Consider the following 26,956-nt stretch of genomic DNA (forward strand, 5'->3'; position numbering starts at 1 on the left):
CCTGTCATATACAAACCCGCTTAGTGTGTCTTAATGACCTCAGCAAGCGTTTCAGGAGTCACGTTCGCAACCACTTCGGCTGTACCAATGGAGGTTGGCAGCACGAAACGTAGTTGCCCGGAAAGCACTTTTTTATCGCGTTTCATGTGTTTAATAAAGGCATCATAGCCCATGGTTGCGGGTGCTTTCACGGGGAGATTGGCTTTTTCGAGCAAGGAAGTGATACGGCTAACATCTTCTTGTGTCAGCAATTGTTGATGCACCGCGGTAACAGCAGCCATGACAGTACCGGCAGAAACGGCTTCGCCGTGTAGCCAGTTGCCATAACCCATTTCCGCTTCTATCGCATGCCCGAAGGTATGTCCGAGGTTCAGTAATGCGCGAACACCGGATTCTTTTTCATCTTCCGCCACCACATCTGCCTTGATTTGGCAGCAACGTTTGATTGCATATACCAAGGCTTCAGCATCTAAGGCGTTGAGTGGCTGGTAGTTATCTTCTAGCCAAACGAAGAATTCTGGATCGGCAATGATGCCGTATTTGATGACTTCTGCCATACCCGCGGCAAACTCGCGCTGAGGCAGGGTTTGCATGACATCGATATCGATGACAACGGCTTTAGGTTGGTAAAAGGCACCAATCATGTTTTTGCCCAGAGGGTGATTCACTGCGGTTTTACCACCGACAGAGGAGTCCACCTGAGACAGTAATGTGGTTGGAACCTGAATAAAGTCCACACCACGCTGGTAACACGCTGCCGCAAAGCCAACAACGTCACCAATGACACCGCCGCCCAAAGCAACAATCAGCACATCACGGCCGTAATTGCCTTCAAGCAGGAAGGTATTAATGGTGTTAAAGGTGTCGAGGGTTTTGTATTGCTCGCCATCCGGCAGGGTCAACAAAGCTGGCTCACCGCCAGCCTTGTTCAGGGTTTCCATAAGAAGGTCCGCATAAAGCGGTGCGACGGTGTCATTCGAGACCACCACCACGCGACGACCTTGGGCATCAGAAAAATACGCGGGATCGGAAAGCAATCCTGCACCGATAGAAATAGGGTAACTTCTGTCGCCTAAGCTTACGTCAATCCTTTCCATGGAGTTCCTTTAACGATTAGTGATTTTCCAGCAGTTCGATGATCTGATTAGCCACGACCTTGGCGCTTTGATCATCAGTGCGTACAACATAGTCTGCAATCTCTTCATACAGAGGGTTACGCTCACCCGCCAGCGCTTCCAGCACTTCACGTGGTTGCTCAGTTTGCAGCAGAGGACGCTTTTTATCGCGTTGAGTACGCGCCAGTTGTTTCTCAATGGTGGTTTCCAGATAAACCACGATACCACGAGCAGACAAACGGTTACGGCTTTCACGGCTCTTAATTGAACCACCACCGGTTGCCAGAACGATACCTTGTTTTTCTGTCAGGTCGTTGATGACGTTCTCTTCGCGAACGCGGAATCCCTCTTCACCTTCAACATCGAAAACCCATGCAATGTCTGCACCTGTGCGCTCTTCGATCACAGTGTCAGAGTCGAAAAATTCCATGTGTAGTTGTTGTGCCAGGTGTCGACCAATTGTGCTTTTGCCAGCCCCCATTGGACCTACAAGAAAGATATTTCGTTTTTCAGCCATTTTAAGCAGTTTACGCGCGGTTAATGAAAACAACACCGCCCGCAGGCTCGCTATCAGAAAGCCCGAGGCGCCAAATTCCTCACAGTATATTCGTGATCAGACCAAAAATTATCTCAGGTCGACTGGGCGTTTGGCAACTTAAAATACGTTTCGCTTCGCCTTTAAATTCCCGATTGACGACCAAAAGGACAAGAAAAGGGCAGAAATTCACACGAATGTGGATTCCTACCCTCACTACATATAACGATCAACAAACAAGCTAATTAAATGAATTACTTCAATTTATTGCGTCATAATCCTAGGCGTAACGAAGATCAATAGCTCACGTTTACCCATGGTTTCGTAGTTACGACGAAAGAGTTGACCGAGACCTGGAATGTCCCCCAACAATGGCACCTTATCCACGCCTTCCATCATCTCATGCTGGTAAATTCCCCCCAGCACAACCGTTTCTCCGTCATTCACCAATACCTGAGTACCAATTCGCTGGGTGTTAATTGCCATTGCTTCACCCGTACCGGCTTTGACCGTGCCTGCCGGTTTATCCTGAGTGACCTGAAGATCGAGCACCAGTTTGTTGTCCGGCGTGATTTGTGGTGTCACCGATAAACTCAATACCGCTTTTTTAAACGACACTGCTGCTGCACCGCTAGAAGAAGCTTCCAAGTATGGCAGTTCGGTACCCTGTTCAATGTAAGCAGGGCGTTTGTTGGTGGTCAAAAGGCGCGGACTGGAGATGATTTCAGCTTTGGATTCAGCCTGAAGGGCTGACAGTTCAAGGTCCAATAACAAATCTTTACCCAAACTTGCTACTTGGAAGGCAATGCTCGCTGCGTTAGGGCTGGTCGCTGCCAAGTTAACATTCAAAAAGTCATCGATGTTACCCGTCGACGATTCAACACCATCTAAATTGCTAATGTCGAGGAAGTCACCGCTATCCGTATCGAAGCCAAGGCCATTCTCCCAGCCGAGGTTGCCCTCAATAGAACCACCTTGTGTGAATGAACCGTTTCTGTTTACAACCCCCCAACGCACACCAATTTCATCCAGCGTGCCTTCGTCCACTGTCACAATACGCGCTTCGATTTCCACCTGGTCGACAGGCACATCCAACGATTCGATCAGGGATTTGACCACGTCAATATTGTCGGCCAAATCTTTGATCACGAGTGAGTTAGTTCGAGGATCGACAGCAAGACTGCCACGCTCAGACAACAGGCTGATCCCTTCATCCTCACCTTCTCCGCCGCTACCGCCGCCCAACATGTCTTTTAGGTCGACAGCATTGGCGTATTTGATTTGAATCACCTCAGAGCGTAGCGATGCCAACTCACGTTCCTGACGGCGTTTTTCAAGCACCAAACGTTCCTGCTCATCCAGCTCAGCTTTAGGTGCAACGAGCAGAATGTTGCCCATCTGGCGTTTATCCAAACCTTTCACATTCAAGATGGTCTGCAAGGCCTTTTGCCAAGGCACATCGTCAAGGCGCAGTGTCAGGTTCCCCTGTACCGTGTCTGACACCACCAGGTTAAATCCATTGTGCTCTGCCACCATTTGAAGTACTGAGCGCACTGAAATATCCTGGAAGTTAATGGAGATGTTCTTGTTTTTCTGGTTCTTTGCAGCGGCGGACTTTTCTTTCGAAGGCAGTGAGGCAAACGGGAAAATCTCAACCGTCAATACACTGCCCGTCTGATAGTAGTCGTAGCCGAAATGCCCTTCGGTGGAAACATTGAGTTCAACATCATCGTCGACGGGTTTCACTTCCAGATTCGCGGTTGCTTTACCAATATCCTGAAGGCTTCTGACTCCAATCAGATTATCTTCCACTGACGTGCCTTTCAGGCTTATCGACAGTTCCCCATCGCGCTTATTGAAGTTGGTGACCACTGACTTATCTTCAAGCGTCAGTGTCAGCAAGGTTTTACCTCTTTCCCCTGCTTTAACATCGATGTGCTGCAGCTGATTGGCCGCGAACGACCATGGTGCCGCCAGCAAACTGGCGATCACTATCAAGCTGCGGGAAACTGCTCCCAGACCCCGGCATCCTTTCCTCAGGCTTATCATGAGTTACCCTTTTTAGTTATTGTTGAGTGCCAATCTAACGTTTCGTACCTGCCAGCAGCCAAGTCCGTCAGGCAGGTGTTCTGTGATGGAGAGTGTGTGCTGACTGATACTGTCGACACGCCCACGGTTGTTGCCAAGCATGCGTCCCAAGCCGACTCGGTGAATACTTTCGTCCGGTGCAGAGACCAACGCCCAGTAGCTGCCCGGCAGACCAATCACGCCTTTAAATTCAAGCGACGACAGCTCATAGCTTTCAAGCGGGTCTTTCCCCGGCAGGTCTTCTGGCTGCCAGCAGTCTCCTTTCACCAATTGCTCTTCCTCCATGGCAATCGGTAGCACGAAAGGATCAGTATCAATGCCAGGGTTAAATGGTGTTGGAAAGTAAGTCGGCTCAGGGGGAAGTGGCGTTGCCGTCACCTTGGCAGCGGCATAGGTTTGAACGATAAAACGTTCAAGATCCTGCGTTTTCGGCTCCTGCATGCAGCCTGACAGCAAAAGCAGACTCAGCGTCGCAATCAGGTATCTCATTGCGAGACCTCCTGTTGCTTTTCATAGCGATAGGTATGGGCATTCACCGCAAATCTTAGGGTATCGACTTTCTCGTTTTCACGGGACAGTGTGAAATCCTGCAAAGCTACAATACGAGGCAAGCGCGCCAGCGCGGCAGAGAACTCTCCCATGTCGGCATACTCACCCGTAAGCTCAATATCCAGTGGCACCTGATACAACCAGCCAACGCGTTGACCCGGTTTCCAGTTCAGCTTTTGGAAATTGAGGTTGTATTGAAGGCCCGTATCGTTAATACCGGCAAGCAGCAGCGCCAACTCATCTTCGGCAGGCAATTGTTTGGTGAGGTGACCGTAAAAGCGCTGCAATTCTTCAACCTGCTCATCGACATTTGGCAACGCAGCCACTTGCTCAGCTTTGATGCGAAACTGAGTACGCAGCAGGTTTTCATCTTGTTTAGCCAACTCCACGTCTTGCTTTGCAGGGAGGACGACAAAAAAAACAGCGGCAGCCAACACTAAAATGGCTAAGAGACCTAGCAGCACATTTTGTGCTGTGGCTGGCCATTCTGGGATTTCATCGATTTCCCAATCACGCCAATCAGCGGCCATTGTTTTCCTCCTTTGGCAACTCGAGCGACATGTAATCTGCCAGATCAAAGGTCGCCTTAAAGTTTTTGGCGATCAGGGACGATTTCGCTGCGTTGTTAATAATGGAATGGATCTGTACGTTCTTGGCACCAGAGTCAGCTTCAAGCAGGGCTAACAGACTGGCGAGTTTGGCGTTATCGCGGCTTCGCCCTTCAATGGTCACCGTACCTGCGGTCATCGACACTTTATCGAGTACCACCCCATCCGGTGTAATTTGTGGCAGCAGATTGAAAAGCAACGTGGCATTGTTGCGCTGCTTTTGTAGCGAATTTACGAGGGTCAGGCGGCGATGAAGCTCATCACGCTCCACTTCTCGTTTAGCAAAATCCCGGAGAGTGGCATTCAGCTCATCGATTTCCTGCTGCAAACGCGCATTTCTCTCCTCTTGGAGAGTGAGTTGGTTGTAAACAACCCAACGGCCACCAATGACGCAAAAGGAAACCAATACCAAGACCAATACGGATTTATTGAAAAAGCGTCGACGGGTCGCCTGACGCTGCATTTCACGCCAAGGGAGGAGGTTGATACTAACGTTCATCTTCCACTCCCCTCAGTGCCAGTCCAATCGATGTGGACCAAGCCGCCGCTGATTCATTCAGATTGTCGACAAGCTTTGGCGAATAGCTCAGCCCTTGAAGTGGATTCAATGCCCTGACCCGCCAACCTAGCGCACTTTCCAGTTTAAAGATGTCGATCTTTTTCGCCCCATCGCCTGAGAGCCAAACCGTTGATACACGGGCTCCCTGCAACTGGGTAGAGGCCAGTTGATATTGACGTTGAATGGTCTCAGCAAGCTGTTGGGTGTATTGCTCACGGAGATCCTCGGCACTTTGATCGCCTTGCTCAAAGGGCACTGGCAATTCTCGGTAGAAATGGCCGTCTTTGGTGTCACCCAAACAAATCTGAAGACGTTCTGTGCCGACATCCACCATCAGCGAAGCGCCGACATCCGGCCGGGCGGTCATATGTTGTTTATAAAGACGCATCAGAGCATGGGTTTGGAGCTCAATCACTGAAAGCGAAAAGCCAGCAGATTCAAGACCGGAAAGGGTTTCTTTGAGCATGGGCTTGCGGCAGGCATAGACCTCCACCCCATCACTTTCCGGCAGAGGGCGGTAATCATAGAGCAGTTCATCCATCGGCATCCCCAGACTCTCACTAAGCTGGAGGCCGACCTGAACGTATTGCTCATGCTCCGGAATATCGAGTGCTATCGGGAATCGCTTCATCGCCACACTGCTTTGAGGGACGCCCATGATCTGAGCTTGTGGCCAGTTCCAAGGTACACCGCAGGCTTTGCGAAGTTGCTTCTTAACCAACTTAAGGGTGTCATTGAGAGAGGAGGATTTTCGCGGTGCTACAACGAGAGCCTGAAGCCTTAATGCTTTGCCACGTTTTTGGATCATCGCAGCACGAATAGAATGTGTGCCAACATCGATCCCCATAGCGGTTTTTCCAGCAAACATTTGAAATGCCACCTTCTTAAAAGTCAGCATCAAGTAACTTTTTTGAAAGTTCTCTCCGCAGGTTCGTTATTTTTTGTTCAGTTCTCTTTATACTACGAGCACTAATGGTTTGAACGACTCGACTGAAAACTTACGGGAAATATCAAGTGAAGTTCATTAAGCGACTGCTTATCCTTGCAATAATTTGCATATTACTTGGAGTGGGTACAATTTTTGGTTTTTACGTTTACGTAAAACCGGAATTGCCAGATGTTGCCACACTCAAGGATGTTGAACTGCAAACTCCGATGCAGGTGTACAGCGCAGACGGCAAACTGATTTCCCAGTTTGGTGAAAAACGTCGTATTCCAGTAACTTATGACGACATCCCACAAGATTTGATTGACGCGCTGATCGCCACAGAAGACAGCCGTTTCTACGATCACCCGGGTATCGACCCAATCGGTATCACTCGTGCTGCGATCGTGGTCGCCATGTCGGGCAGCGCCAAACAGGGTGCGAGTACCATCACCCAACAGTTAGCTCGTAATTTCTTCCTTTCTAACGAAAAGAAGATCATGCGTAAAATCAAAGAGATATTTATCGCGATCCACATCGAGCAATTGTTGACGAAACAGGAAATCATGGAGCTTTACGTCAACAAGATTTTCCTTGGTTATCGTTCGTATGGCTTTGGTGCCGCAGCACGTGTTTACTTTGGTAAAGACTTGAAAGACCTGACGCTGAGCGAACTCGCTACCCTTGCCGGTATGCCTAAAGCGCCGTCAACCATGAACCCGATTTACTCGGTAGAGCGTGCGACTAACCGCCGTAACGTGGTGCTGAAACGTATGCTGGATGAAGGCTATGTCACCCGTTCTGAGTACGAACAAGCGAGAAACGAGCCGATTGTTTCCCGCTACCATGGCGCAGAAATCGAACTGAACGCACCTTACATGGCAGAAATGGCACGCGCCTGGGCGGTAGAGAAATACGGTGAAGACGTTTATGAATCCGGCATGAAGGTGTATACCACGCTCGATTCACGTCTGCAGAATGCCGCTGAAAAAGCCGCCATCAACAACCTGTTGTCCTACGACGAACGCCACGGTTACCGGGGGGCGGTCGCAACACTTTGGAAAGACGGCGCTGAACCTTGGGATTCAGAAAAGATTGCTAACCACCTGAAAAAACAACCTACCTACGGTGTGCTCAACCCGGCAGTTGTCATCAAAGTAGAAGGGAAAACGGCTGAGGTGGAGCTGCAAGACGGCAAGACAGTTTCCCTGCCTTGGGATGGCATGAAGTGGGCGCGTCGCTATAAAACCGACACCCGTCAAGGCACTGCCCCGAAACAGGCCGCAGATATTCTGGCTGTGGGTGAGCAAATCTGGGTACGCAAGATCAATGACGCATGGAACCTGAGTCAAGTGCCGGACGCCAACACCGCCATGGTGGCCATGTCACCGGAAAACGGGGCAATCAAAGCATTGGTCGGTGGTTTTAACTTCGTTCACAGTAAATTTAACCGTGCCACCCAGTCCGTCCGTCAGGTAGGCTCTGCTATCAAGCCATTTATCTACTCGGCAGCATTGGACCAGGGAATGACACTCGCAACCTTGATCAATGACGCTCCCATCAACAAATGGGACTCAAGCCAAGGTACAGCGTGGCGTCCGAAAAACTCACCACCAACCTACATTGGTCCAACCCGTGCACGCATTGGTCTGGCAACCTCTAAAAACGTGATGGCGGTTCGTGTGCTGCGAAAAGTTGGCTTGGATGAGACCATCGACTTCCTAACCCGTTTTGGCTTCAAGCATGAAGAACTGCCACGCTCTGAAACCCTGGCTTTGGGTGCTGGCAGCCTGACACCAATGCAAGTAGCACAAGGCTTCAGCGTGTTTGCTAACGGCGGTTACTACCTCAAGCCATATTTTATCAGAAAGGTTGAAGACCCGTTTGGACAGCTGCTTTTCACCGCACATCCACAAACTATCTGCCGCGATAACTGCGACAGCAATGCGTCTAAACTCAGCTCCGATAACCTGATGGAAGAGGAAAACCTGCTGGATGAAACCGCAGCAATGGAAAACGAGCCAGAGTTCGCACCACAAGTCATCAGTGAACAGAATGCGTTCCTGACCCGCGAAATGATGGAAGCGAACATCTGGGGTGGCGGCGACTGGCGTCAGGGCACTGGCTGGAACGGTACCGGCTGGCGCGCACAAAAACCGCTTAACCGCCGTGATATCGGTGGTAAGACGGGCACCACCAACGACTCCAAAGATGCATGGTACAGTGGCTTTGCGCCAGGCATGGTCGCAACAGTATGGGTTGGTTTCGATGACCACTCACGTGAGCTCGGCCGAACCTCCCGCAACGCGAACCTGGATAACTCCCAGATCTCCGGTGCGGAAGCGGGGGCAAAAACCGCGCAACCCGCCTGGATAGACTTTATGGTTGATGCGCTGGTTGATGTACCAGAGCAACGCAAAGAAGTTCCCGCCGACATCGTGAAAGTGCGCATTGACCGTGATACCGGTTTGCTGACACGCAAAAATGATGCAAGCTCAATGTTCGAATACTTCGAAAAGGGCACCGAGCCAACTGACTATGTTTCCTCTGCCGCCAGCAGCGGAAATATTTACGAGTCGGAAGGTGAAGAGCTTTTCTAAGTGCTAAAGAAACCACAAAGGCGCCCATTGGGCGCCTTTTCTTTTGGTCTCGCGAAGTTAGCCTATCGGATTACAGACTTTACCCATGGCATCAGCAATGACTTTCGCCAGTTTTTCATAGCGCGCCCGCAGTGGCGAACCGGGACGGTAGTCCAAGGTGATCAAGCGCTGAGGCTCAGGATCCACGGCTTTCACATACACCACACCATCACGCTGCATACTCTCAGGGACAGACAGCTTCGGCAGCAGAGTGATACCCGTCTCTGCCGCCACCATGTTGCGAAGGGTCTCCAGACTGGTCGCTCGGAAACGCGAGTCTTCCTTCGCGCCTGCTGCAAAACAAAAGCCCATCGCCTGATCGCGAAGACAGTGCCCATCTGCCAACATCAACAATGTTTCGCCACGAAGGTCATCCATCGGCACGGTTTCAGCCTTTGACCACTTGTGACCTTCCGGTAACGCCAGCAACATCGGCTCAAGATACAGTGGGATTTCCTTAAAGTGCTCAGTTTCTTTAACGGATGCCAGAATAATGCAGTCCAGTTTCCCCTCTTCCAACTGCTGCACAAGTTGATGGGTCTGTGCTTCGTGAAGGAAAAGTTCAAGCTCTGGGAATGCCTCTTTCAGCGCTGGCACAATATGGGGAAGCAGATACGGGCCGACAGTCGGAATAAACCCAATGTGCAGCGGCCCCGCCATTTCTTCGCCTTGCTGACTTGCCATCTCTTCCAGCACTTTCACTTCCATCAGGATTTTTTGTGCTTGACGGACAAGCTGCATGCCAGCGTCAGTGAACAGCACTTTTCGGCTGGTGCGCTCCAGCAGCACCACACCCAGTTCATCTTCCAACTTGCGGATCTGGCCGCTCAATGTTGGCTGGCTGACGAAACAGGCTTCCGCTGCCTTTCTGAAGTGCTGGTGCTCGGACAGAGCCACCAGATATTCGAGATCGCGAATATTCACACCAAACCTCTTTGATAGATTTTACTTATTAAAATGATAAACCCAATCAATTAGAACTATCTACCCCTTTCGCCCTAATATACACACATCAACCGGGAACACCGGATTAAAGAACTGAAAAACAAAATTTATTTAAGGGGTATTACCATGGAATTTATTAACAAAGAAGGTCAGAAAGTACCAAGCGTTACCTTCCCAACTCGCAAGGGTGATGAGTGGGTAAACGTGACCACTGACGAGCTGTTTGCCGGTAAAACGGTTGTTTTATTCAGCCTGCCAGGTGCTTTCACTCCGACGTGTTCTTCAACGCACCTGCCTCGCTACAACGAGCTGTACTCAGTGTTCCAAGAGCACGGTGTCGATGACATTCTTTGTGTGTCTGTCAACGATACGTTCGTGATGAACGCTTGGAAAGCAGACCAGGAAGCAGAAAACATCACTTTCATCCCAGACGGCAATGCAGAGTTTACTCGCGGCATGGGTATGGCAGTAGCGAAAGACGATTTGGGCTTTGGTGAGCGTTCATGGCGCTACAGCATGCTGGTAAAAGACGGCGTGGTAGAGAAGATGTTCATCGAACCAAACGAGCCAGGCGACCCCTTCAAGGTTTCTGATGCAGACACTATGCTTGGCTACATTGCACCAAACCATAAACTGCAAGAATCAATTACGGTATTCAGCAAACCAGGTTGTCCTTTCTGTGCGAAAGCGAAACAAACGCTGATCGATAACAAGCTACAGTTTGAAGAGATTGTGCTGGGTCAGGATGCTACCACTGTGAGCCTGCGTGCAGTAAGCGGCCGCGCTACAGTGCCACAAGTATTCATTGGCGGTAAGCACATCGGTGGCAGCGACGAGCTGGAAGCATACTTCGCATAACACCGAACAGGGCAGCTTAGGCTGCCCTACTTAATCCTAACGCTTGTAACCGGATTTACCTGGAGAATAATAATGAAAACCTTGAATGTAGATGTCGCCGTCATTGGTGGAGGTACCGCAGGTCTGGGTGCTTACCGCGCAGCCAAAGCACACACCGACAATGTTGTGATCATCGAAGGCGGTCCTTACGGCACGACCTGTGCGCGCGTTGGCTGTATGCCATCGAAACTTCTGATTGCCGCTGCTGAAGCCGTTCACCACATCGAAAAAGCGCCCGGTTTTGGCGTGCATCCTCAAGGTGAAATTAAAATCAATGGCCGTGAAGTGATGGATCGTGTGAAACGCGAACGTGACCGTTTCGTTGGCTTTGTTCTCGAAGGTGTTGATGAAATCCCGGTAGAAGACAAAATCGCCGGTTACGCCAAATTTGTTGACGACAACACTCTGGTTGTCGACGACCACACCCGCATCGAAGCAAAACGCATTGTGATTGCAACGGGTTCACGCCCAACCTGGCCGGCGCCATGGAATGATTTGGGTGACCGTCTGATTGTGAATGATGACGTATTCGATTGGGATGATTTGCCAGGATCTGTCGCTGTATTCGGTCCAGGCGTTATCGGTCTTGAGCTTGGTCAGTCACTGCATCGCCTTGGCGTGAAAGTGAAAGTCTTCGGTGTTGGCGGTCAGGTAGGTCCTTTAACTGACCCAACGGTAATGGCTTACGCAGATAAAGCCTTCAACGAAGAGTTCTATCTGGACGCTGACGCTAAAGTCGAAGAAATGGTGCGCGAAGGCGAAAAAGTCCATATCCGTTACCTTGACAAGCAAGGTCAGGAACAACGTATGGAAGTGGACTATGTGCTGGCAGCAACCGGTCGTCGTCCTAACGTCGACAAGCTGGACATTGAAAACACAGGCATGGAATTGGATGCACGCGGTGTACCAACGGCTGACCCATACACCATGCAAACCAGTGTCGCGTCGATTTTCATCTCAGGAGATGCGAGCAACCAGATCCCATTGCTTCACGAAGCAGCGGATCAGGGTCGAATCGCCGGCGACAACGCAGGTCGATTCCCAGATATTCGTGCGGGTCTGCGCCGAAGCAAAATCGCTGCTGTGTTCTCTGATCCACAAATTGCCATGGTGGGTGAAACCTACAAAGAAATCACCGCACGTCTTGGCACCTGTGGCTGTTTCGAAACCGGTGTTGTGTCGTTTGAAGGTCAAGGCCGCTCACGTGTCATGTTACGAAACAAAGGTGTGCTGCACGTTTACGGTGAGCAGGGTACCGGTCGCTTCCTTGGCGCAGAGATGATGGGCCCGAATGCAGAGCATCTGGCACATCTGCTGGCTTGGGCACACCAAAACCAAATGACCATTTCTCAGATGCTGGATATGCCTTTCTATCACCCGGTGATTGAAGAAGGCGTGCGTACCGCACTGCGTGACCTGAACGCCAAGCTGCACTTAGGTCCTGAAATGATCAAGCACTGCCTGGATTGCGGTCCAGGCTGTTAAAACCCAATACCAATAACAGTGTTAATCCCCTTGCTTGCATAACTTGCACGTTCACCTAACTCTCCCCAAGAGTTTGTGGTTTGCCCTCCTTTACGGAGGGCTTTTTTCTTTGTAGGCTGCAACAAGTTGATATTTTTGGGCTTGCTATCCATGAGTTGCCGCTTTTGCAAAGACGCCTCTCTCACTATTCGCGCCAAACTCGGCCGCTGCAAACGTTGCATGATTCAACTTGCCGTGATGAATCTGGTGCTGTGGCCAATATGGTTTATCGGGTTCAGTGACACACCGAAATCGATAGAGTCCATCACCTTGCTCTTTGGTGCAGGTGCCAGCGCTATTTTACTCACCCTTCACCTCATTCTGATGCCGTTTCGGATGAATGCGCCCGAACCCAAAAAGTAGCACCTAGAAAACACAAAAAAACCGGCCTAAGCCGGTTTTTATTTATTCGATGCTTGTTTAAGCGACGTTGGCTTTAGCAATCAATCTGTCCTGATCAAAGGTAAACTCCAGCGCCACTTCATCACACGCATGAAGGCGTGGACAGCGGTCGCAATCTTTCATCACCTTTTCAGGCAGCAAAGATTTAGACGTTGGAATAAAGCCCTGACGCATAAAGAACTCTGGTACACGGGTCAGCACAAACACTTTCTTGATGGCCATGCCACTCGCTTTTTTCAGCAGATGTTGAACAATCGCGCTGCCCTGCCCTTGATTCTGCCAGCCAGCTTCCACGCCCAAAGAGCGCACTTCCGCAAGACCCGAATCATAAACATAAAGCGATGCACAACCTGTCACTTCACCCTGATGCTCAGCTACCGCAAACGAACCAATATCACGAACCAGTTCATTACGTTCACGCGGCAGGTTTTCACCCAGCCCCGCCCAGTAAACCACCATGCCTTCAATCGCATCGAGGTCAGTAAGACGCGCGCCACGTACTTTCACGCTTGGCGAGTAACGTTTTTCCAAACGCTTCTCTGCCTGACTAATGGCGTATTCCACCTGATTCGGCGCCACACCACCCAGCGCACAACGCTTCTCAAGACAGGATTCAATAGTGAGGATGGGATAAACATCCTCGTCAATCACTGGCGAGAACTGCTTCATGTCATCAAGAGAAAGCTCTTCCAGCGCACAGCCTTTTTCAATGGCGGCGACCACAGCGACACCCACGATATGGTGCGCTTCACGGAAAGGAATGCCTTTAGCAACCAGATAATCCGCAAGCTCAGTCGCGTTGGAATAACCTTGCATCGCCGCTTCCAGCGTGCGGTCTTTGTTGATTTTGATGCCATCAAAACAAAGCGCCGCCATCTCAATACAGTCAAACCAGGTGTCGAGCGCATCGAACAGCCCTTCTTTGTCTTCCTGCATGTCTTTGTTGTAAGCAAGCGGCAGTGCTTTCACTGTCATCATCATCGCCGACATGGCGCCATAAACGCGGCCCGTCTTACCACGGATAAGCTCAAGCGCATCTGGGTTCTTCTTCTGTGGCATCAGGGATGAACCTGATGTCACAGCGTCTGCAAGCTCAACAAAGTTGGACTCGCCAGAGTTGTAGAAAATAAGATCTTCGGCCATACGCGACAGGTGCAACATAGACACCGATGCCACAGACATCAGCTCCATCACATGGTCACGGTCAGAAACCGAGTCCAGGCTGTTGCGGGTTGCACGGCGGAAACCCAGGCTGTGTGCCAGTGCTTCGCGGTCAATCGGATACGCCGTACCTGCCAGCGCACCAGAGCCCAATGGGCAGGTATCCAAGCGGTTCAGTGCATCGCTCAGGCGCGAGTAGTCACGCTCGAACATTTCAACATAAGCCAGACACCAGTGTGCAAAAGTCACTGGCTGGGCACGTTGAAGGTGAGTGTAGCCCGGCAGCACCGTGTTCTGGTTCTTTGCCGCGACTTTTACCATCTGGTTTTGCAGTTTATCGAGTGCAAGGAGAAGCTGTTGACCTTGCTGACGACACCAAAGCTTAAGGTCAGTCGCCACCTGATCATTACGCGAACGACCGGTGTGCAGCTTTTTACCCAAATCGCCCACTTTGGCAATCAGTTGCTGCTCGACCCAGCTGTGAATGTCTTCAGCGTCAGAGCGCAGGATCTGCTCTGGATCTTCCATCACAGCCAGCTTGATTTCATTCAGTGCAAGCTCAAGGCGTTGCTGCTCAATCTCAGACAATACGCCCACTGAGCGCAGTGCCTTTGACCAGGCAATTGAACCTACGATGTCCTGCTCCGCGAGGCGATAGTCAAAACGCAACGAATCATTAAACTGCTTGAACCGCGTGTCTGCTGCCTGACTAAACCTTCCGCCCCATAACGCCATACTTACTTCTCCTTAAAACTCTATTGCTTCCAGCTGCTGTTTATTTTTGTTTTTTCTCGTTCAGCGCACGAATACGGCTCGACAGCGAGTAGAGACGGATAAAGCCACCAGCATGGCTGTGATCGTAAACGTCATCTTCACCGAAAGTCGCGAATTCTTCGGAGTACAGGCTGTTGAGCGAGCGCTTCTGCACTACTGTAGCCTGTCCTTTGTACAGTTTCACTACTACTTCACCACTTACTGGCTCAGCCAGTGATTCTGCTGCCGCCAGAAGTGACTTACACAGCGGCGTGAACCAACGGCCATCATAGATAAGGTGAGACGCTTTCAGGCCAATCTCTTCACGATATTCGTAGCAATCTTTGTCCAGAACCAGCTGCTCAACACCACGCAGAGCTTCCATCATGATGGTGCCGCCCGGAGTTTCATAACAGCCGCGGGACTTCATGCCGACCAGACGGTTTTCAACGATATCGATACGGCCTACACCATGACGCGCGCCTTTCTCGTTCAGCGTGGTCAGCACTTGGTATGGGCTCAAGCGCTCACCGTCAACCGCAACCACTTCGCCTTTCTCAATCAACAGAGAAACAGTTTCAGACTGATCAGGTGCCTGCTCTGGATCCACAGTCCATACCCAGCAAAGCTCGTTTGGCTGGTTCCAGGTATCTTCCAGTACGCCACCTTCGGTAGAGATGTGCCATGCGTTTGCATCACGGCTGTAGATTTTCTCAAGGCTTGCAGTACAAGGGATGTTGCGCTCTGCCAGGTAATCCAGCAGGGCTTCACGAGAACGCAGGTCCCACTCACGCCAAGGTGCAATCACTTTTAGTTGCGGTGCCAGTGCAGCAAACGCGCTTTCGAAACGCACCTGGTCATTACCTTTACCGGTACAGCCATGACACAGTGCATCTGCGCCAACTTCCAGCGCACATTCCACTTGTGCTTTTGCGATGATTGGACGTGCCATTGACGTACCCAGCAGATATTTACCTTCGTAAACTGCACCGGTTTTCAGGCTTGGGTAGATGTAGTCAGCAACCATTTCTTCTTTCAGGTCAGCGATGTAACATGCTGACGCACCCGAAGCGATCGCTTTCTCTTCAATACCAACCAGCTCTTCTTCACCCTGGCCCACATCGGCAACGAATGCCACAACTTCACAGTCATAGTTCTCTTTCAGCCAAGGAATGATCGCAGACGTATCCAGACCGCCAGAGTATGCTAGTACTACCTTTTTGATATCGCTCATTTTAACTTCTCCATGTTCACCGCTCTGACGGTCAGTACAGGCGGTAACGACTAATAAATTCTGTATTGTTTAAACGGTGAAACGGGTGCCGATATTGCTGCCGCCGAACATCTCAGCGAGCTTCTCGGGATAACGCCAGCTCGCGACCTGAATAGGACGCCCCAACGCGTTTGCCGCTTCAAACGCCGCTTTCACTTTGACGATCATGCCGTCAGTGATCACGCCGCTTTCAATTAATTCATCTGCTAATTTCTCATCAAGCGTTGGCATGAGTTTGCCTTTGCCATTGAGTACGCCACTCACGTCTGACAGCAGAACCAGTTCAGCATCCAATGCAGCAGCTACTGCCACTGCCGCCTGGTCCGCATTCACGTTCATCAGTTCACCTTCGGCATCAATACCGATAGAGCTGATGATTGGCACTGCGCCTGCTGACAAAATCGCTTGTACGACGGAAGAATCGCCCGGTGTTGCCTTGCCCACATTGCCAAGCTCAGGGTCAAGTTGGGTCACTTTACATACACCGCCGTCAGCCAGACTCAGACCAACTGCGTTAATGCCACATTTGATTGCCTCGCCCTGCAGCAGTTTGTTGGCCGTACCCGCCAGTGCACCCGCGACCACATTGATCTGATCTTTTGGAGTGACTCGCAAACCCTGCTTTTTCTCCACTTTCAGGTTTAGCGATTTCATCAAGTCATCAACGAGGTAGCCACCACCGTGAACAATCACCAATTGGCGATTCGCAGAAGCCTGATACTGGCTGATTGATGCGAATAATTTATCCAAAGTCTCTGTGCAAGACAGCGCTGCACCACCCAGTTTGACTACCAAAGGACGTAAACTCATTGCCACTCTCCTACACAATCGCCGTGAGCGGCGAGAATCCAAAGCGAATGTTTATGCACTGCATCGCCTGACTGGCGGCACCTTTCAGCAAGTTATCGATTGCCGACGTCAGAATCACGTGTTGACCTTTCACAGACCAGCCAATATCGCAAAATCCGGTGTTTTGAACAGATTGCAGTTTGGCACTTTGACCCGTGCCTAAAGGACGAACCAACGTTTTGTTTTCGTATGCTTTTTCAAGCGCCTCTGTTACCTGCGCTTCACTGACGCCTTCTGCCAATTTGGCCGTGATGGTCGCGAGAATCCCACGCTTAAAGTTGCCAAGGTGCGGCGTGAAAATCACATCACATCCCAAGTGAGTAGAAATTTCCGGTTGGTGACGGTGTGTGAATACACCGTAAGCATGAAGGCTAACTTCGCAGAAACTGTTGGTCATAGAAGCTTTGCGACCCGCACCAGACACACCGCTCACCGCATTGATCACCGGCCATTGTTGGGTGTCGATAAGTCCAGCATCCAACAGTGGTTTCAACGCCAACTGTGACGCAGTTGGGTAACAACCTGGAACGGCGACGAGATCTGCTTTCGCAATATCAGCCTCGTTCCATTCTGCCAAGCCATAAACCGCTTTTTCCAGCCACTCGCCATATTGGTGCTCAAAGCCGTAGTAGTCGGTGTAGAAGCTGTCAGATTGAACACGGAATGCGCCAGACAAATCAAACACTTTACAGCCTTCAGATAGGAAGGTTGGTGCAATGTTGTGACTGACTTCATGAGCCGTTGCCAGCAACACCACATCCGCAGATTTTGCGACAGCACTGACATCTTTAAGAGGCTGAAGTGGAAGGTCGACCAGACCTTTCAGTGCACCGTGCAAGTCACCGATAGATTTGTTCGCATCCACACTGTTTTCAGAGACATACAATCCTGAAAGCTCAAGCTCAGGATGGAGAAATACCATTTTGGTCAGCTCGGCACCTGTGTATCCACTTGCACCGACAATCACTGTCTTTAACATGAAAAGTCCGTTTATTTCTTTGGGTAGAATGATGAAACATTCAGCTCGCTCAGCTGCAGGAGGGGCAGATACGCCCAACGTTTTTAACGTCGGCGTCGTCGCTGGAGAAGGGAGTTTGAGAACTTATCCATATTCGTATCGTACCTTTTCGCTGCTTCCATGAGCTTTTTTTGGCGAATTATAATTGTTTATTCATTTTAAATGAATTTATATGTGCTTTTTAGCGTGATAAATGACTAATGTCAACAGTCTGTTTAAAATAAAGTCACCCACCTGCGACAGGCTAGCGTTTTTGCCTAAACCCTGTGCTTTAAATGTAATTTTGTTACAACTTCTGCAATGCCTTATTGCTCAAGGGATAGACAAAAAAATGCAGTGAAATAATACGGTGGGTGATTGACCTTTATGCCACTCATTGGCTAGATTGAGCCATTACGATTGCAATTTGGATGTAACAAAGTTACGAAACGGACGCACTATGAATGACAAGTATGACGCTCTAAAGAGCAATGTCAGCATGCTCGGTCACCTTCTGGGTAACACCATTAAAGGTGCCCACGGTGAAGAGTTGCTGGCCAAAGTAGAAGAGATCCGTCAGCTCTCTAAATCCGCTTCTGCGGGTAATAAAGACGATCACGCCAAGCTGATCGATGTGCTGCAAAGCCTGCCGAATGACCAGCTACTACCTGTAGCGCGCGCATTCAGCCAGTTCCTCAACCTCACTAACATCGCTGAACAGTACCATTCTGTTTCCCGCCACTGTGAAGAGCAGGTATGTAATCCTGACTCACTGGACGATCTGTTTATGCGACTGCAAAACGCAGATGTGTCTGACGGTGAGCGTGATAAAGCCGTTGATGACCTGAAGATCGAACTGGTGCTGACAGCACACCCGACGGAAATCGCGCGTCGTACTACCATTCATAAGCTGGTTCAAATCAACAAATGTTTGTCCAAACTTGAACTTGGCGACCTCTCTTCCAGCGAGCGTGATAAAGCAGAACTTCGCCTTGAGCAACTGATTGCTCAGGCGTGGCACTCTGACGTTATCCGTAAGCAACGCCCAACCCCGCTTGATGAAGCCAAATGGGGTTATGCCGTGATTGAAAACAGCCTGTGGCAAGCGGTACCGGAATTCCTGCGTCAGTTTGACCAGAAGATGAAGCGCCACCTTGGCCGCGGCCTGACAGTTGAAGCATCGCCAATCCAGATCTCGAGCTGGATGGGTGGTGACCGCGACGGTAACCCATTCGTGACATCAGAAGTCACCCGTGAAGTGCTGCTATTGTCCCGCTGGAAAGCGGCTGACCTTTATCTCGGCGACATTCAGGAGCTCATCAGCGAGCTGTCGATGACCCGCTGTAATGACATGGTTCGCGCCATGGCAGGTGATGAGCACGAACCGTACCGTGCGATCCTGAAATCACTGCGTCAAACACTGACCAATACCCTGGATCACCTGGATGCCCAAATCCATGGCCGCCGTAGCGATGAAAAAGACATTCTGACCAACGTTGACCAACTGTGGACACCGCTTCACGCGTGCTACCAGTCGCTGCATGAATGTGGCATGGGCATCATCGCTGATGGTCTGCTGCTTGATACGCTGCGTCGTATCCGCACCTTCGGTGTTAACCTCATTAAGCTGGATATCCGTCAGGAAAGCACCCGCCACGCGAATGTGCTGTCTGAAGTGACCCGCACATTGGGCATGGGCGACTACAGCCAGTGGAGCGAGCAGGACAAGCAAGCTTTCCTTATCCGTGAGCTGAGCTCTAAGCGTCCTTTGCTGCCACTTGATTGGGAGCCTTCTGATGAAGTGCAGGAAGTGTTGGATACCTGCCGTATCGTTGCGCAGCAGCCTCGTGAAGCACTGGGCGCCTATGTGATTTCAATGGCGCGCACAGCGTCTGACGTGCTGGCGGTTCACCTTCTTCTAAAAGAGGCAGGCTGCCCGTTCCGCATGGACGTGTGTCCGCTGTTTGAAACCCTGGAAGACCTCAACAATGCCAAGTCTGTGATCAGCCAACTGCTGAGCATCGACTGGTACCGCGGCTTTATTCAAAACTTCCAGATGGTCATGATTGGCTACTCAGACTCCGCCAAAGATGCGGGTGTGATGGCAGCGGGCTGGGCTCAGTATAAAGCCATGGAACAACTGGTTGAGCTGTGTGAAGACGCTGGTGTCGATCTGGTGCTGTTCCACGGCCGTGGTGGTTCTATTGGTCGCGGTGGTGCACCTGCGCACGCTGCACTGCTGTCCCAGCCTCCTCGTAGTCTGAAAGGCGGTCTGCGAGTGACCGAGCAGGGCGAGATGATCCGCTTCAAACTGGGTCTACCAGATGTAGCGATTCAGAGCCTGAATCTTTACGCCAGCGCCATTTTGGAAGCGAACCTGTTGCCACCACCAGCACCTAAGCAGGAATGGCGCGACCTGATGGAAACGCTGAGTGAAGTTTCCTGTGAGGCTTATCGCGGTGTCGTTCGTGGTCACGAAGACTTTGTTCCTTATTTCCGAGCGACAACACCAGAGTTGGAACTGGGCAAACTGCCATTGGGCTCGCGTCCGTCGAAACGTAACCCGAATGGTGGCGTAGAAAGCCTTCGCGCTATCCCATGGATTTTCGCATGGAGTCAGAACCGTCTGCTGCTGCCAGCATGGTTGGGCGCAGGTCAGGCGATTCAATTCTCCATCGACAATGGCCACCTGAAGAATCTTGAAGAGATGTGTCGCGAATGGCCGTTCTTCTCTACCCGCCTGGGTATGCTGGAAATGGTCTTCACCAAGACCAGCCCTTCGATTTCTCAATACTATGACGAGAAACTGGTGGATGAATCACTATGGCGACTGGGTGATGAACTGCGAGACCGATTGGCGCAGGACATCAAAGCCGTGCTGATGGTAGAAAACAGCGATCACCTGATGGAGCAAAACCCTTGGGGCGCGGAATCTATCCGTCTGCGTAATATCTATGTTGAGCCACTGAACATGCTTCAGGCAGAGCTTTTATGCCGTACGCGTGCGACAGACGAAGAGAACACTGAGCTTGATGAAGCACTGATGGTGACCATCGCCGGCATAGCCGCAGGTATGCGCAACACCGGATAAATGAGAAATTGATTCAAAATTAAGAAAGGCTGCCATGTTGCAGCCTTTTTTATTTTTGGGGAGCCTTTTTCGATTGTTGTTGCGTTGATAATGTTATTAATATGTTTTCTTGCCTGTTCGTGACGTTATCGTGACAAAGGTATAGGCAAAACACCGAAGTATAAATAACCGTTTAAGTGTCACTGTACAGCGCTTTTCGCACCACGATTTTTTGGTGCATTGTTGGCAAGAAGCTATGTATGGACGGCAACGAAAAACGTGTCGATCCGCCCAGTGTTGTGGAAAAAATAAATTCGCCAAAGAGCGGCATCCCAGGGCTAAGGATCGCCTTTTAAGATTTTGGATAGAAGAGATGTCACTACCGCACGTAATTCTCACGGTGCTTAGCCACCGCGATGCAACTGGTTATGATATAACCAAAGAGTTTTCTAACGCTATCGGGCACTTCTGGAAAGCCAGCCACCAACAAGTCTATCGCGAACTCAATAAACTGGCCGATATGGGCGCAGTGAGTTGTCGTTTAGAACCACAGGATGGCAAACCTGACAGAAAGGTCTACTCCATCACGGACATTGGTAGACAGAGCCTTTATGAGTGGTTCTTGATGCCTGCAAAACACCCAACCGACCGCGATGAAGTATCTGCAAAACTACTGACCTGCAGCATTTTCGACCCAGCACCAATGATCGAACATATGCATGCATTGATGGACGAGAGCCGCTTGCAGCTAAGCCAATACAGGGACATAGAGCGAAGCCAGTACGCTGACTCTGCACTGCTGACCCGAGAAGGCCGTTTGGAGCGACTGACACTGCGCCGCAACATTCTTCGCAAAGAAGCATGGTTAACGTGGGCAGAAGAAGTCCTGTTTGAACTCAATGCCATGGAAACCATGTCAATGAGTAAGAAAGTCGTTGCCCAGTAAGGACTTTCCAGAAAAGACAAAACCGTCGCTTTGCGACGGTTTTTTGTTTTTGGCTTGTGGACTTTTCATTCTACGCAGTAGGACGCACACCCAATGTGTGGCAAAGCGCATAGGTCAACTCAGCACGGTTTAGCGTATAGAAGTGGAAGTCTTTCACGCCTTCACGACTTAACACGCGCACCATATCAATAGCGTTACTCGCACCGACCATCTGACGGGTTACCGCATCATCTTCCAGACCTTCATACTGCTTGTACATCCAAGCTGGAATGCGCACATTGGTCATGTTGGCAAACTTCGAAGCCTGCTTGAAGTTTGATACAGGCAAGATCCCCGGGATGATTTCAACATCAATACCTGCCGCAGCGCAGCGGTCACGAAAACGCAGGTAGCTTTCAACATCAAAGAAGAACTGTGTGATAGCGCGGTTTGCGCCAGCATCGACTTTACGCTTAAGGTTGATCAGGTCAGCTTGCGCACTTTTCGCTTCTGGGTGAACTTCCGGGTAAGCCGCAACGGAGATATCGAAATCAGCTTCACCTTTCAAAAGCTCAACCAGGTCCGCTGCGTACATATCCGGTTTCTGGCTTTTCTCTGGCAGGTCACCACGCAGGGCAACAATATGGCGGATACCGCTGTTCCAGTAGTCGCGTGCAATCTCACGTAGCTCATCGCGGCTCGCATCGATACAGGTCAGGTGAGGCGCAGCTTCAATACCTGTCTCCTGCTTGATGCTCTTCACGATACCGTGGGTACGGTCACGCTCACCGGAGTTTGCACCGTAAGTCACGGAAACAAATTTAGGTTTCAGGGTTTTCAGGCGTTGTACCGAAGCCCAAAGCGTTTGCTCCATGGCTTCAGAGCTGGGTGGGAAGAACTCAAACGAAACGTTAATGTCGCCGTTCAAATCAGAAAGGTTTTGATTAAGTGCATCCAGATGACTGGCATGTGAGTATCCCATAGCGTCTCCCTACTTCGGCAACATCCGACCGAAAAAATCCTTTAAAGCCGACATCCATATAGACGTCTATATGTCTAGATATTGAATTGCGGGCAATTTAAAGTCAACTTACTTAACTTGAATTTTATTCATGATGATCATGTAAGTCTCTCAAGCACAGCACTCAAAAATGAGCGTGCGCGCTTTACCATAGGGGCTGTTGACCTTTGGTGATGATTTTTGCAGCAGTTTGTGGGGGGTTTATGCAAGGCGGAGGCTTCGATGTGTAGCTAGCCTACATGAGAAGCCGATAACGCAGCAGAAACTCTCCCACAAACGCTGCCCGAAGGGTTCTGCTCTAAGCGTTTTATGCTTTGTTGAGGTGTATTTGCTTAGAATAACTAGGCGGCACACACCTCGCCGCGCCCAAAACGCTTAGAGCCAGAACAAAATTTAACCACCAAAGGTCAACAGCCCCTGAGACTTAGGGTACAAAAAAGCGGAGGCTAAGCTCCGCTTTTTCCAGCCGATTTATGGCTATTTCAGTAAAGATGCGATGCGATTCAAGTCAGACAGCAAAGCGCCTGCTGTCACATCACGTCCTGCACCTGGGCCGCGGATAACCAAAGGGTTCTCGCGGTACCACTGACTTTCAATCGCGAAGATGTTGTCGCAAGGCAGCAGGTTGGCGAGTGGATGCTCTTCAGACAACACTTCAATACCAACACGCGCTTTTCCATCTCGTGAAAGTCTTGCTACATAGCGAAGAACGCCCTGCTCTTTTTTCGCCTGCTCAAGCCAATCTTCAAGCGCTTCATCAAGCTGACTGCTGTTATCCAGAAATGCATCGAGCGACAGCGCAGAAAGTGCCTCAGGTACCAAAGATTGCACCTGCACCTGCTCCGGTTCAATATCCAGACCGGACTCGCGCGCCAGAATCACCAGCTTACGCATCACGTCTGAGCCACTGAGATCTTCACGTGGGTCAGGTTCGGTCAGACCTTGTTGCCACGCCTGTTCCAAAAGCTCGCTGAACTTGATGTCACCGTTGAATTGCTGGAACAGCCAAGACAAGGTTCCAGAGAAGATGCCTGAAATCGCAATAATTTGGTCGCCGCTTTCGCGCAAATCACGCACGGCATGGTTCACGGGAAGGCCTGCACCGACTGTCGCGTTGTAAAGCCAGAAACGACCGGTTTTTGCGAACGCATCCTGAACCTGATGATACAGCTCGCCACTCGCAGAGCCTGCCACCTTATTGGCAGAGATTAGGTGATAGCCATGCTCGGCCAGATCAGGATATTGCATCGAAAGCGGTGCACTGGCGGTCACGTCCAGCACGACAATATCATCGTAAGGATGATTGAGCAGTGCCGTCAGCCAATCGCTCCCTTCATAGGGTTTGGCGACTTCATCAAAACGAGTCATGACGCTATCTGCATCAATACCATCGAAGTCGACCCACTGGTTATCACTGTCTTGCACCGAAATCAGCTCAAAGCTCATGCCATGCCGTTTTTCGAGTGCCGCTTTTTGCTCCGCAAACAGGTTCAGCCAACGGCTACCGATATTGCCTTTACCCAGCAACACCAAACCAATACGACGCTGCGCCTGGAAAAGTGCGCGGTGAATATCTGACACCAACGCCGAAGTGTTCGCTTTACGCAAGATTGCCGCGATACTGAGGCCACTACCAGATTCGCAGATAAACTCAATCGGTTGGCTGCGAAGCTGTTGATAGAAGCCGTGGCAATGCACAGGGTTCGCCGTGACACCTGCGCCCACCGCTGCGACCATGCTGTAGCCTTCACGGAGACGGATATCGGCAGGAATGCCGGCGTTTTGCAGTTGCTCCAACACGCTGTTCACCACTTCGCCAGTGTAAGCGAGTTGGATACGGTGTTGGTCGGCACTGAATGATGACGCCAGCGGCTGAATTTGATTTCGGGTCAGCAGTCGTTCGATATCACGTCGCGCGGTATCAAAGTCGTGCGAACGCGGTACATCCAGTTCAAGCAAGCAGACATCACTCAATGAGGTAATGATTTTCGCACCGCGACCAGACGCCAGAACGCGTTCAATGCGTGTTGAACCTGACTCTGGGTCATAGCTGCAACGCAGATTCAGGTCGATACAGCTTTGTGCTACTGGCTGAAGCGTGCGGGTATGAAGCACAGGTGCTGCTAGGCGCGCGAGTTCAGCTGCTTCATCAAGACGCAGCAGTGGTAGCAGGCAGGCATCACCGACAATACGCGGGTCCGCACTGTACACACCCGCCACATCACTCCAGATGGTCACGCGGCTAACATCTGCCAGTGCACCGATAATGGTTGCTGAGTAATCGGAACCATTACGCCCCAGCAGCACGGTTTCACCTTCAGTGTTACGTGCCATGAATCCAGTGATCACAATGCGACGTTTGGTGTGCTGAACCAGTTGTTCTTTTAGAAGCGGCCACGAGCTTGCGCGATCCACCTCTGGCTGTGCGCCACGTTCCGCACGCAGGAAAGAGCGGGAGTCAAGCTTCACGGCTGGTAGCTCAAGTTGGGTCAGCAATGCAGACAGTAAACGCGCTGACCACACCTCGCCAAAGCCTTGTGCCCATGCTCGTTGCGCTTGGGTCAATGGCTGCTCACCGGCTTGTGCCAGCGTGCTGAAATCTTCGTAGAGTTCGTCCACCAGCAGTTGTTTCTGTTCACCTTCAATCAGGTTCTCAATCAAATCCTGCTGGTATTTGCGTAGGCCCTGCAACGCTTCGTGCGCCAGACGGCCATCTTTCGTTAGCAAATCAAGCCATTCAATCAGGCGGTTCGTAGTCTTGCCGGCTGCAGAAACGACAATAATGTCTGTTTCACTGCTGTATTGTGCCAGAATGCGTGTGACACGGCGGAAACAATCAGGATCGGCAAGGCTGCTGCCACCGAACTTATGTAACTGTCGGGCTTGCGACTGCTGGGGTGATACAACTTCAACCGCGCTCATTACTGGCTCTCTCTTACTCTATCGAATGCTTGTTTCAGGTCGGCAACCAAGTCGGCTTTATCTTCCAGACCGACAGACAAGCGAAGCAGTGTGGCTGCCAGGCCCGCTTCTGCCTGCGCTTCGTCCGACATGGCGCGGTGCGTCATTGAGCCTGGATGGGTCACCAGACTTTCCACACCACCCAATGATTCCGCCAAAGTGAACAGCTTAAGGGAGGATAGGAAAAGTTTCAGCTCACTTTCATCGCCTTTAAGCTCAAAGCTCAACATTCCGCCAAAACCTGATTGTTGTTTCTTCGCAATCTCATGACCCGGGTGCGTTGGCAGCGCCGGATGGTAGATAGTGCTCACCAGAGATTCCTGCTTGAGGTATTCCAGTACTTCTGCACTGTTTTCCTCATGCTGGCGCATTCTTGCGTTCAGAGTGCGAAGACCACGTAGTGTCATGTAGCTATCAAATGCGTTACCGGTAGCCCCAATGCAGTTACCCCACCATTTGAGCTCTTCATAAAGCTCGGCTTCTTTCGCCACGACAACACCACCGACGGTGTCTGAGTGACCGTTGATAAATTTGGTGGTCGAGTGAACAACAAAATCTGCGCCTAAGTTTAGTGGCTGCTGCAAAGCGGGGGACAGGAAGGTGTTATCAACCCCTACCCAAGCACCCACAGCTTTGGCTTTCTCGCAGATGGCTGCAATATCCACCACGCGCAGCAGTGGGTTGGACGGCGTTTCCAACCACACCAACTTGGGGCTCCTCGCCAACGCAGCGTCCAGTGCAGCTGCGTCGGTTTGGTCTACAAATTCCACCTTGAAAGCGCCTTTCTTTGCACGCGAATCGAACAAACGGTAGGTACCGCCGTAGCAATCGTGCGGGGCGATAATCAGGTCATCCGGCGAAACCAGTGACAGCAGCAGGTTAATGGCTGCCATGCCGCAGTTAGTGACCACAGCGCCTGAGCCGTTTTCCAGATCGGCCAATGCTTTTTCCAGCAAAGAGCGGGTTGGGTTGCCACCACGGGCGTAGTCATAAGTTGGCACTTCGCCAAACTCAGGAAATTCGTAATTGGTCGAAAGATACAGTGGAGGCACAACGGCGTGGTGTTGTGAATCTGTGGTGATACCGGTGCGAACGGCGATGGTTGCGGACTTCTTGTCGCTCATGGCGTGCTTCCCTGTCAAAAGATAGATCGTATTCGG

At 50.8% G+C, this 26,956-nt stretch carries 22 protein-coding genes; 6 read left to right on the plus strand and 16 right to left on the minus strand.

All coding sequences use genetic code 11. The features are described 5' to 3' along the window. Positions 1 to 20 precede the first annotated feature (20 nt). The 7 genes from aroB to pilM all read right to left on the minus strand — a co-directional run bounded on the left by aroB (position 21) and on the right by pilM (position 6,322). Positions 21 to 1,097, minus strand: a complete 1,077-nt coding sequence (aroB, locus tag D515_RS00835) for a 3-dehydroquinate synthase (RefSeq protein WP_002535225.1) — start codon at positions 1,095 to 1,097, stop codon at positions 21 to 23. A 16-nt stretch (positions 1,098 to 1,113) separates the two neighbouring features. Next, positions 1,114 to 1,632 (minus strand): shikimate kinase AroK, encoded by a 519-nt coding sequence (gene aroK / locus D515_RS00840; RefSeq protein ID WP_039849459.1) that lies wholly within the window; start codon positions 1,630 to 1,632, stop codon positions 1,114 to 1,116. Between the two features lie 282 nt (positions 1,633 to 1,914). Then, on the minus strand, positions 1,915 to 3,699 hold the full coding sequence (locus D515_RS00845) for a type IV pilus secretin PilQ (RefSeq protein ID WP_002535227.1): 1,785 nt from the start codon (positions 3,697 to 3,699) through the stop codon (positions 1,915 to 1,917). 12 nt (positions 3,700 to 3,711) lie between these two features. Continuing rightward, positions 3,712 to 4,227 (minus strand): pilus assembly protein PilP, encoded by a 516-nt coding sequence (locus tag D515_RS00850; protein ID WP_002535229.1) that lies wholly within the window; start codon positions 4,225 to 4,227, stop codon positions 3,712 to 3,714. Beyond that, on the minus strand, positions 4,224 to 4,817 hold the full coding sequence (locus D515_RS00855; protein WP_002535230.1) for a type IV pilus inner membrane component PilO: 594 nt from the start codon (positions 4,815 to 4,817) through the stop codon (positions 4,224 to 4,226). The genes D515_RS00850 and D515_RS00855 overlap by 4 nt, the downstream gene beginning before the upstream one ends. Beyond that, on the minus strand, positions 4,807 to 5,394 hold the full coding sequence (locus D515_RS00860; RefSeq protein WP_002535231.1) for a PilN domain-containing protein: 588 nt from the start codon (positions 5,392 to 5,394) through the stop codon (positions 4,807 to 4,809). The genes D515_RS00855 and D515_RS00860 overlap by 11 nt, the downstream gene beginning before the upstream one ends. After that, entirely contained in the window at positions 5,384 to 6,322 is a 939-nt protein-coding gene (gene pilM / locus D515_RS00865) for a type IV pilus biogenesis protein PilM (RefSeq protein ID WP_002535233.1), read from the minus strand. Before pilM ends, D515_RS00860 begins: the two co-directional genes overlap by 11 nt. A gap of 146 nt (positions 6,323 to 6,468) precedes the next feature. Between pilM and D515_RS00870 the strand changes: the two genes are divergently transcribed. Continuing rightward, positions 6,469 to 8,979: a penicillin-binding protein 1A gene (locus D515_RS00870; RefSeq protein ID WP_039849429.1), complete on the plus strand. Its 2,511-nt coding sequence runs from the start codon at positions 6,469 to 6,471 to the stop codon at positions 8,977 to 8,979. 57 nt (positions 8,980 to 9,036) lie between these two features. Here D515_RS00870 and oxyR read toward each other — a convergent pair whose 3' ends face one another. Beyond that, the gene (gene oxyR, locus D515_RS00875) at positions 9,037 to 9,942 is read right to left on the minus strand and encodes a DNA-binding transcriptional regulator OxyR (RefSeq protein ID WP_002535235.1); all 906 of its coding nucleotides are present in this window, start codon (positions 9,940 to 9,942) and stop codon (positions 9,037 to 9,039) included. Positions 9,943 to 10,089: 147 nt separating this feature from the next. On the opposite strand from oxyR, the gene D515_RS00880 reads away from it, so the two are divergent. After that, a complete protein-coding gene (locus D515_RS00880) occupies positions 10,090 to 10,821 on the plus strand; it encodes a glutathione peroxidase (RefSeq protein ID WP_002535237.1) in 732 nt (243 codons plus the stop codon). A 72-nt stretch (positions 10,822 to 10,893) separates the two neighbouring features. Then, positions 10,894 to 12,345 carry a dihydrolipoyl dehydrogenase gene (locus D515_RS00885; RefSeq protein WP_002535238.1) on the plus strand — a complete coding sequence of 484 codons (1,452 nt, stop codon included), beginning with the start codon at positions 10,894 to 10,896 and terminating at the stop codon, positions 12,343 to 12,345. Here the strand turns inward: D515_RS00885 and D515_RS25855 are convergent. Then, positions 12,342 to 12,497 (minus strand): hypothetical protein, encoded by a 156-nt coding sequence (locus tag D515_RS25855; RefSeq protein WP_002535239.1) that lies wholly within the window; start codon positions 12,495 to 12,497, stop codon positions 12,342 to 12,344. The two genes, D515_RS00885 and D515_RS25855, sit on opposite strands and share 4 nt — an antisense overlap. Between D515_RS25855 and D515_RS00890 the strand changes: the two genes are divergently transcribed. Continuing rightward, on the plus strand, positions 12,496 to 12,747 hold the full coding sequence (locus D515_RS00890) for a DUF3624 domain-containing protein (protein WP_002535241.1): 252 nt from the start codon (positions 12,496 to 12,498) through the stop codon (positions 12,745 to 12,747). The two genes, D515_RS25855 and D515_RS00890, sit on opposite strands and share 2 nt — an antisense overlap. A gap of 57 nt (positions 12,748 to 12,804) precedes the next feature. On the opposite strand, the gene argH is transcribed toward D515_RS00890, so the two are convergent. The 4 genes from argH to argC all read right to left on the minus strand — a co-directional run bounded on the left by argH (position 12,805) and on the right by argC (position 17,801). Then, positions 12,805 to 14,682, minus strand: coding sequence for an argininosuccinate lyase (gene argH, locus D515_RS00895; protein ID WP_002535243.1), 1,878 nt, complete (start codon positions 14,680 to 14,682; stop codon positions 12,805 to 12,807). A gap of 40 nt (positions 14,683 to 14,722) precedes the next feature. Next, on the minus strand, positions 14,723 to 15,934 hold the full coding sequence (locus D515_RS00900; protein WP_002535244.1) for an argininosuccinate synthase: 1,212 nt from the start codon (positions 15,932 to 15,934) through the stop codon (positions 14,723 to 14,725). A 69-nt stretch (positions 15,935 to 16,003) separates the two neighbouring features. Beyond that, positions 16,004 to 16,783 carry an acetylglutamate kinase gene (gene argB / locus D515_RS00905; RefSeq protein WP_002535246.1) on the minus strand — a complete coding sequence of 260 codons (780 nt, stop codon included), beginning with the start codon at positions 16,781 to 16,783 and terminating at the stop codon, positions 16,004 to 16,006. A 10-nt stretch (positions 16,784 to 16,793) separates the two neighbouring features. Then, positions 16,794 to 17,801, minus strand: a complete 1,008-nt coding sequence (gene argC, locus D515_RS00910) for an N-acetyl-gamma-glutamyl-phosphate reductase (RefSeq protein WP_002535247.1) — start codon at positions 17,799 to 17,801, stop codon at positions 16,794 to 16,796. Between the two features lie 478 nt (positions 17,802 to 18,279). On the opposite strand from argC, the gene ppc reads away from it, so the two are divergent. Together ppc and D515_RS00920 are read left to right on the plus strand one after the other, a co-directional pair. Further along, positions 18,280 to 20,910 (plus strand): phosphoenolpyruvate carboxylase, encoded by a 2,631-nt coding sequence (gene ppc / locus D515_RS00915; RefSeq protein WP_039849433.1) that lies wholly within the window; start codon positions 18,280 to 18,282, stop codon positions 20,908 to 20,910. 352 nt (positions 20,911 to 21,262) lie between these two features. Then, positions 21,263 to 21,835 (plus strand): PadR family transcriptional regulator, encoded by a 573-nt coding sequence (locus tag D515_RS00920; RefSeq protein WP_002535249.1) that lies wholly within the window; start codon positions 21,263 to 21,265, stop codon positions 21,833 to 21,835. 70 nt (positions 21,836 to 21,905) lie between these two features. Here the strand turns inward: D515_RS00920 and metF are convergent, their stop codons facing one another. The 3 genes from metF to D515_RS00935 all read right to left on the minus strand — a co-directional run bounded on the left by metF (position 21,906) and on the right by D515_RS00935 (position 26,920). Next, the gene (metF, locus tag D515_RS00925; RefSeq protein WP_002535250.1) at positions 21,906 to 22,796 is read right to left on the minus strand and encodes a methylenetetrahydrofolate reductase; all 891 of its coding nucleotides are present in this window, start codon (positions 22,794 to 22,796) and stop codon (positions 21,906 to 21,908) included. Positions 22,797 to 23,312: 516 nt separating this feature from the next. Continuing rightward, positions 23,313 to 25,757: a bifunctional aspartate kinase/homoserine dehydrogenase II gene (locus D515_RS00930; protein WP_002535251.1), complete on the minus strand. Its 2,445-nt coding sequence runs from the start codon at positions 25,755 to 25,757 to the stop codon at positions 23,313 to 23,315. Continuing rightward, a complete protein-coding gene (locus D515_RS00935) occupies positions 25,757 to 26,920 on the minus strand; it encodes an O-succinylhomoserine (thiol)-lyase (RefSeq protein WP_002535252.1) in 1,164 nt (387 codons plus the stop codon). The genes D515_RS00930 and D515_RS00935 overlap by 1 nt, the downstream gene beginning before the upstream one ends. Positions 26,921 to 26,956: the final 36 nt, after the last annotated feature.

This window comes from Grimontia indica, from assembly GCF_000333895.2.
GTDB lineage: Bacteria > Pseudomonadota > Gammaproteobacteria > Enterobacterales > Vibrionaceae > Enterovibrio > Enterovibrio indicus.

Bases quoted from the DNA above. Each gene is read 5' to 3' on its own strand.
- aroB (WP_002535225.1), bottom strand. From the start codon at position 1,097: ATGGAAAGGATTGACGTAAGCTTAGGCGACAGAAGTTACCCTATTTCT.
- aroK (WP_039849459.1), bottom strand. From the start codon at position 1,632: ATGGCTGAAAAACGAAATATCTTTCTTGTAGGTCCAATGGGGGCTGGC.
- D515_RS00845 (WP_002535227.1), bottom strand. From the start codon at position 3,699: ATGATAAGCCTGAGGAAAGGATGCCGGGGTCTGGGAGCAGTTTCCCGC.
- D515_RS00850 (WP_002535229.1), bottom strand. From the start codon at position 4,227: ATGAGATACCTGATTGCGACGCTGAGTCTGCTTTTGCTGTCAGGCTGC.
- D515_RS00855 (WP_002535230.1), bottom strand. From the start codon at position 4,817: ATGGCCGCTGATTGGCGTGATTGGGAAATCGATGAAATCCCAGAATGG.
- D515_RS00860 (WP_002535231.1), bottom strand. From the start codon at position 5,394: ATGAACGTTAGTATCAACCTCCTCCCTTGGCGTGAAATGCAGCGTCAG.
- pilM (WP_002535233.1), bottom strand. From the start codon at position 6,322: ATGTTTGCTGGAAAAACCGCTATGGGGATCGATGTTGGCACACATTCT.
- D515_RS00880 (WP_002535237.1), top strand. From the start codon at position 10,090: ATGGAATTTATTAACAAAGAAGGTCAGAAAGTACCAAGCGTTACCTTC.
- D515_RS00885 (WP_002535238.1), top strand. From the start codon at position 10,894: ATGAAAACCTTGAATGTAGATGTCGCCGTCATTGGTGGAGGTACCGCA.
- D515_RS00890 (WP_002535241.1), top strand. From the start codon at position 12,496: ATGAGTTGCCGCTTTTGCAAAGACGCCTCTCTCACTATTCGCGCCAAA.
- D515_RS25855 (WP_002535239.1), bottom strand. From the start codon at position 12,497: ATGGATAGCAAGCCCAAAAATATCAACTTGTTGCAGCCTACAAAGAAA.
- argH (WP_002535243.1), bottom strand. From the start codon at position 14,682: ATGGCGTTATGGGGCGGAAGGTTTAGTCAGGCAGCAGACACGCGGTTC.
- D515_RS00900 (WP_002535244.1), bottom strand. From the start codon at position 15,934: ATGAGCGATATCAAAAAGGTAGTACTAGCATACTCTGGCGGTCTGGAT.
- argB (WP_002535246.1), bottom strand. From the start codon at position 16,783: ATGAGTTTACGTCCTTTGGTAGTCAAACTGGGTGGTGCAGCGCTGTCT.
- argC (WP_002535247.1), bottom strand. From the start codon at position 17,801: ATGTTAAAGACAGTGATTGTCGGTGCAAGTGGATACACAGGTGCCGAG.
- ppc (WP_039849433.1), top strand. From the start codon at position 18,280: ATGAATGACAAGTATGACGCTCTAAAGAGCAATGTCAGCATGCTCGGT.
- D515_RS00920 (WP_002535249.1), top strand. From the start codon at position 21,263: ATGTCACTACCGCACGTAATTCTCACGGTGCTTAGCCACCGCGATGCA.
- metF (WP_002535250.1), bottom strand. From the start codon at position 22,796: ATGGGATACTCACATGCCAGTCATCTGGATGCACTTAATCAAAACCTT.
- D515_RS00930 (WP_002535251.1), bottom strand. From the start codon at position 25,757: ATGAGCGCGGTTGAAGTTGTATCACCCCAGCAGTCGCAAGCCCGACAG.
- D515_RS00935 (WP_002535252.1), bottom strand. From the start codon at position 26,920: ATGAGCGACAAGAAGTCCGCAACCATCGCCGTTCGCACCGGTATCACC.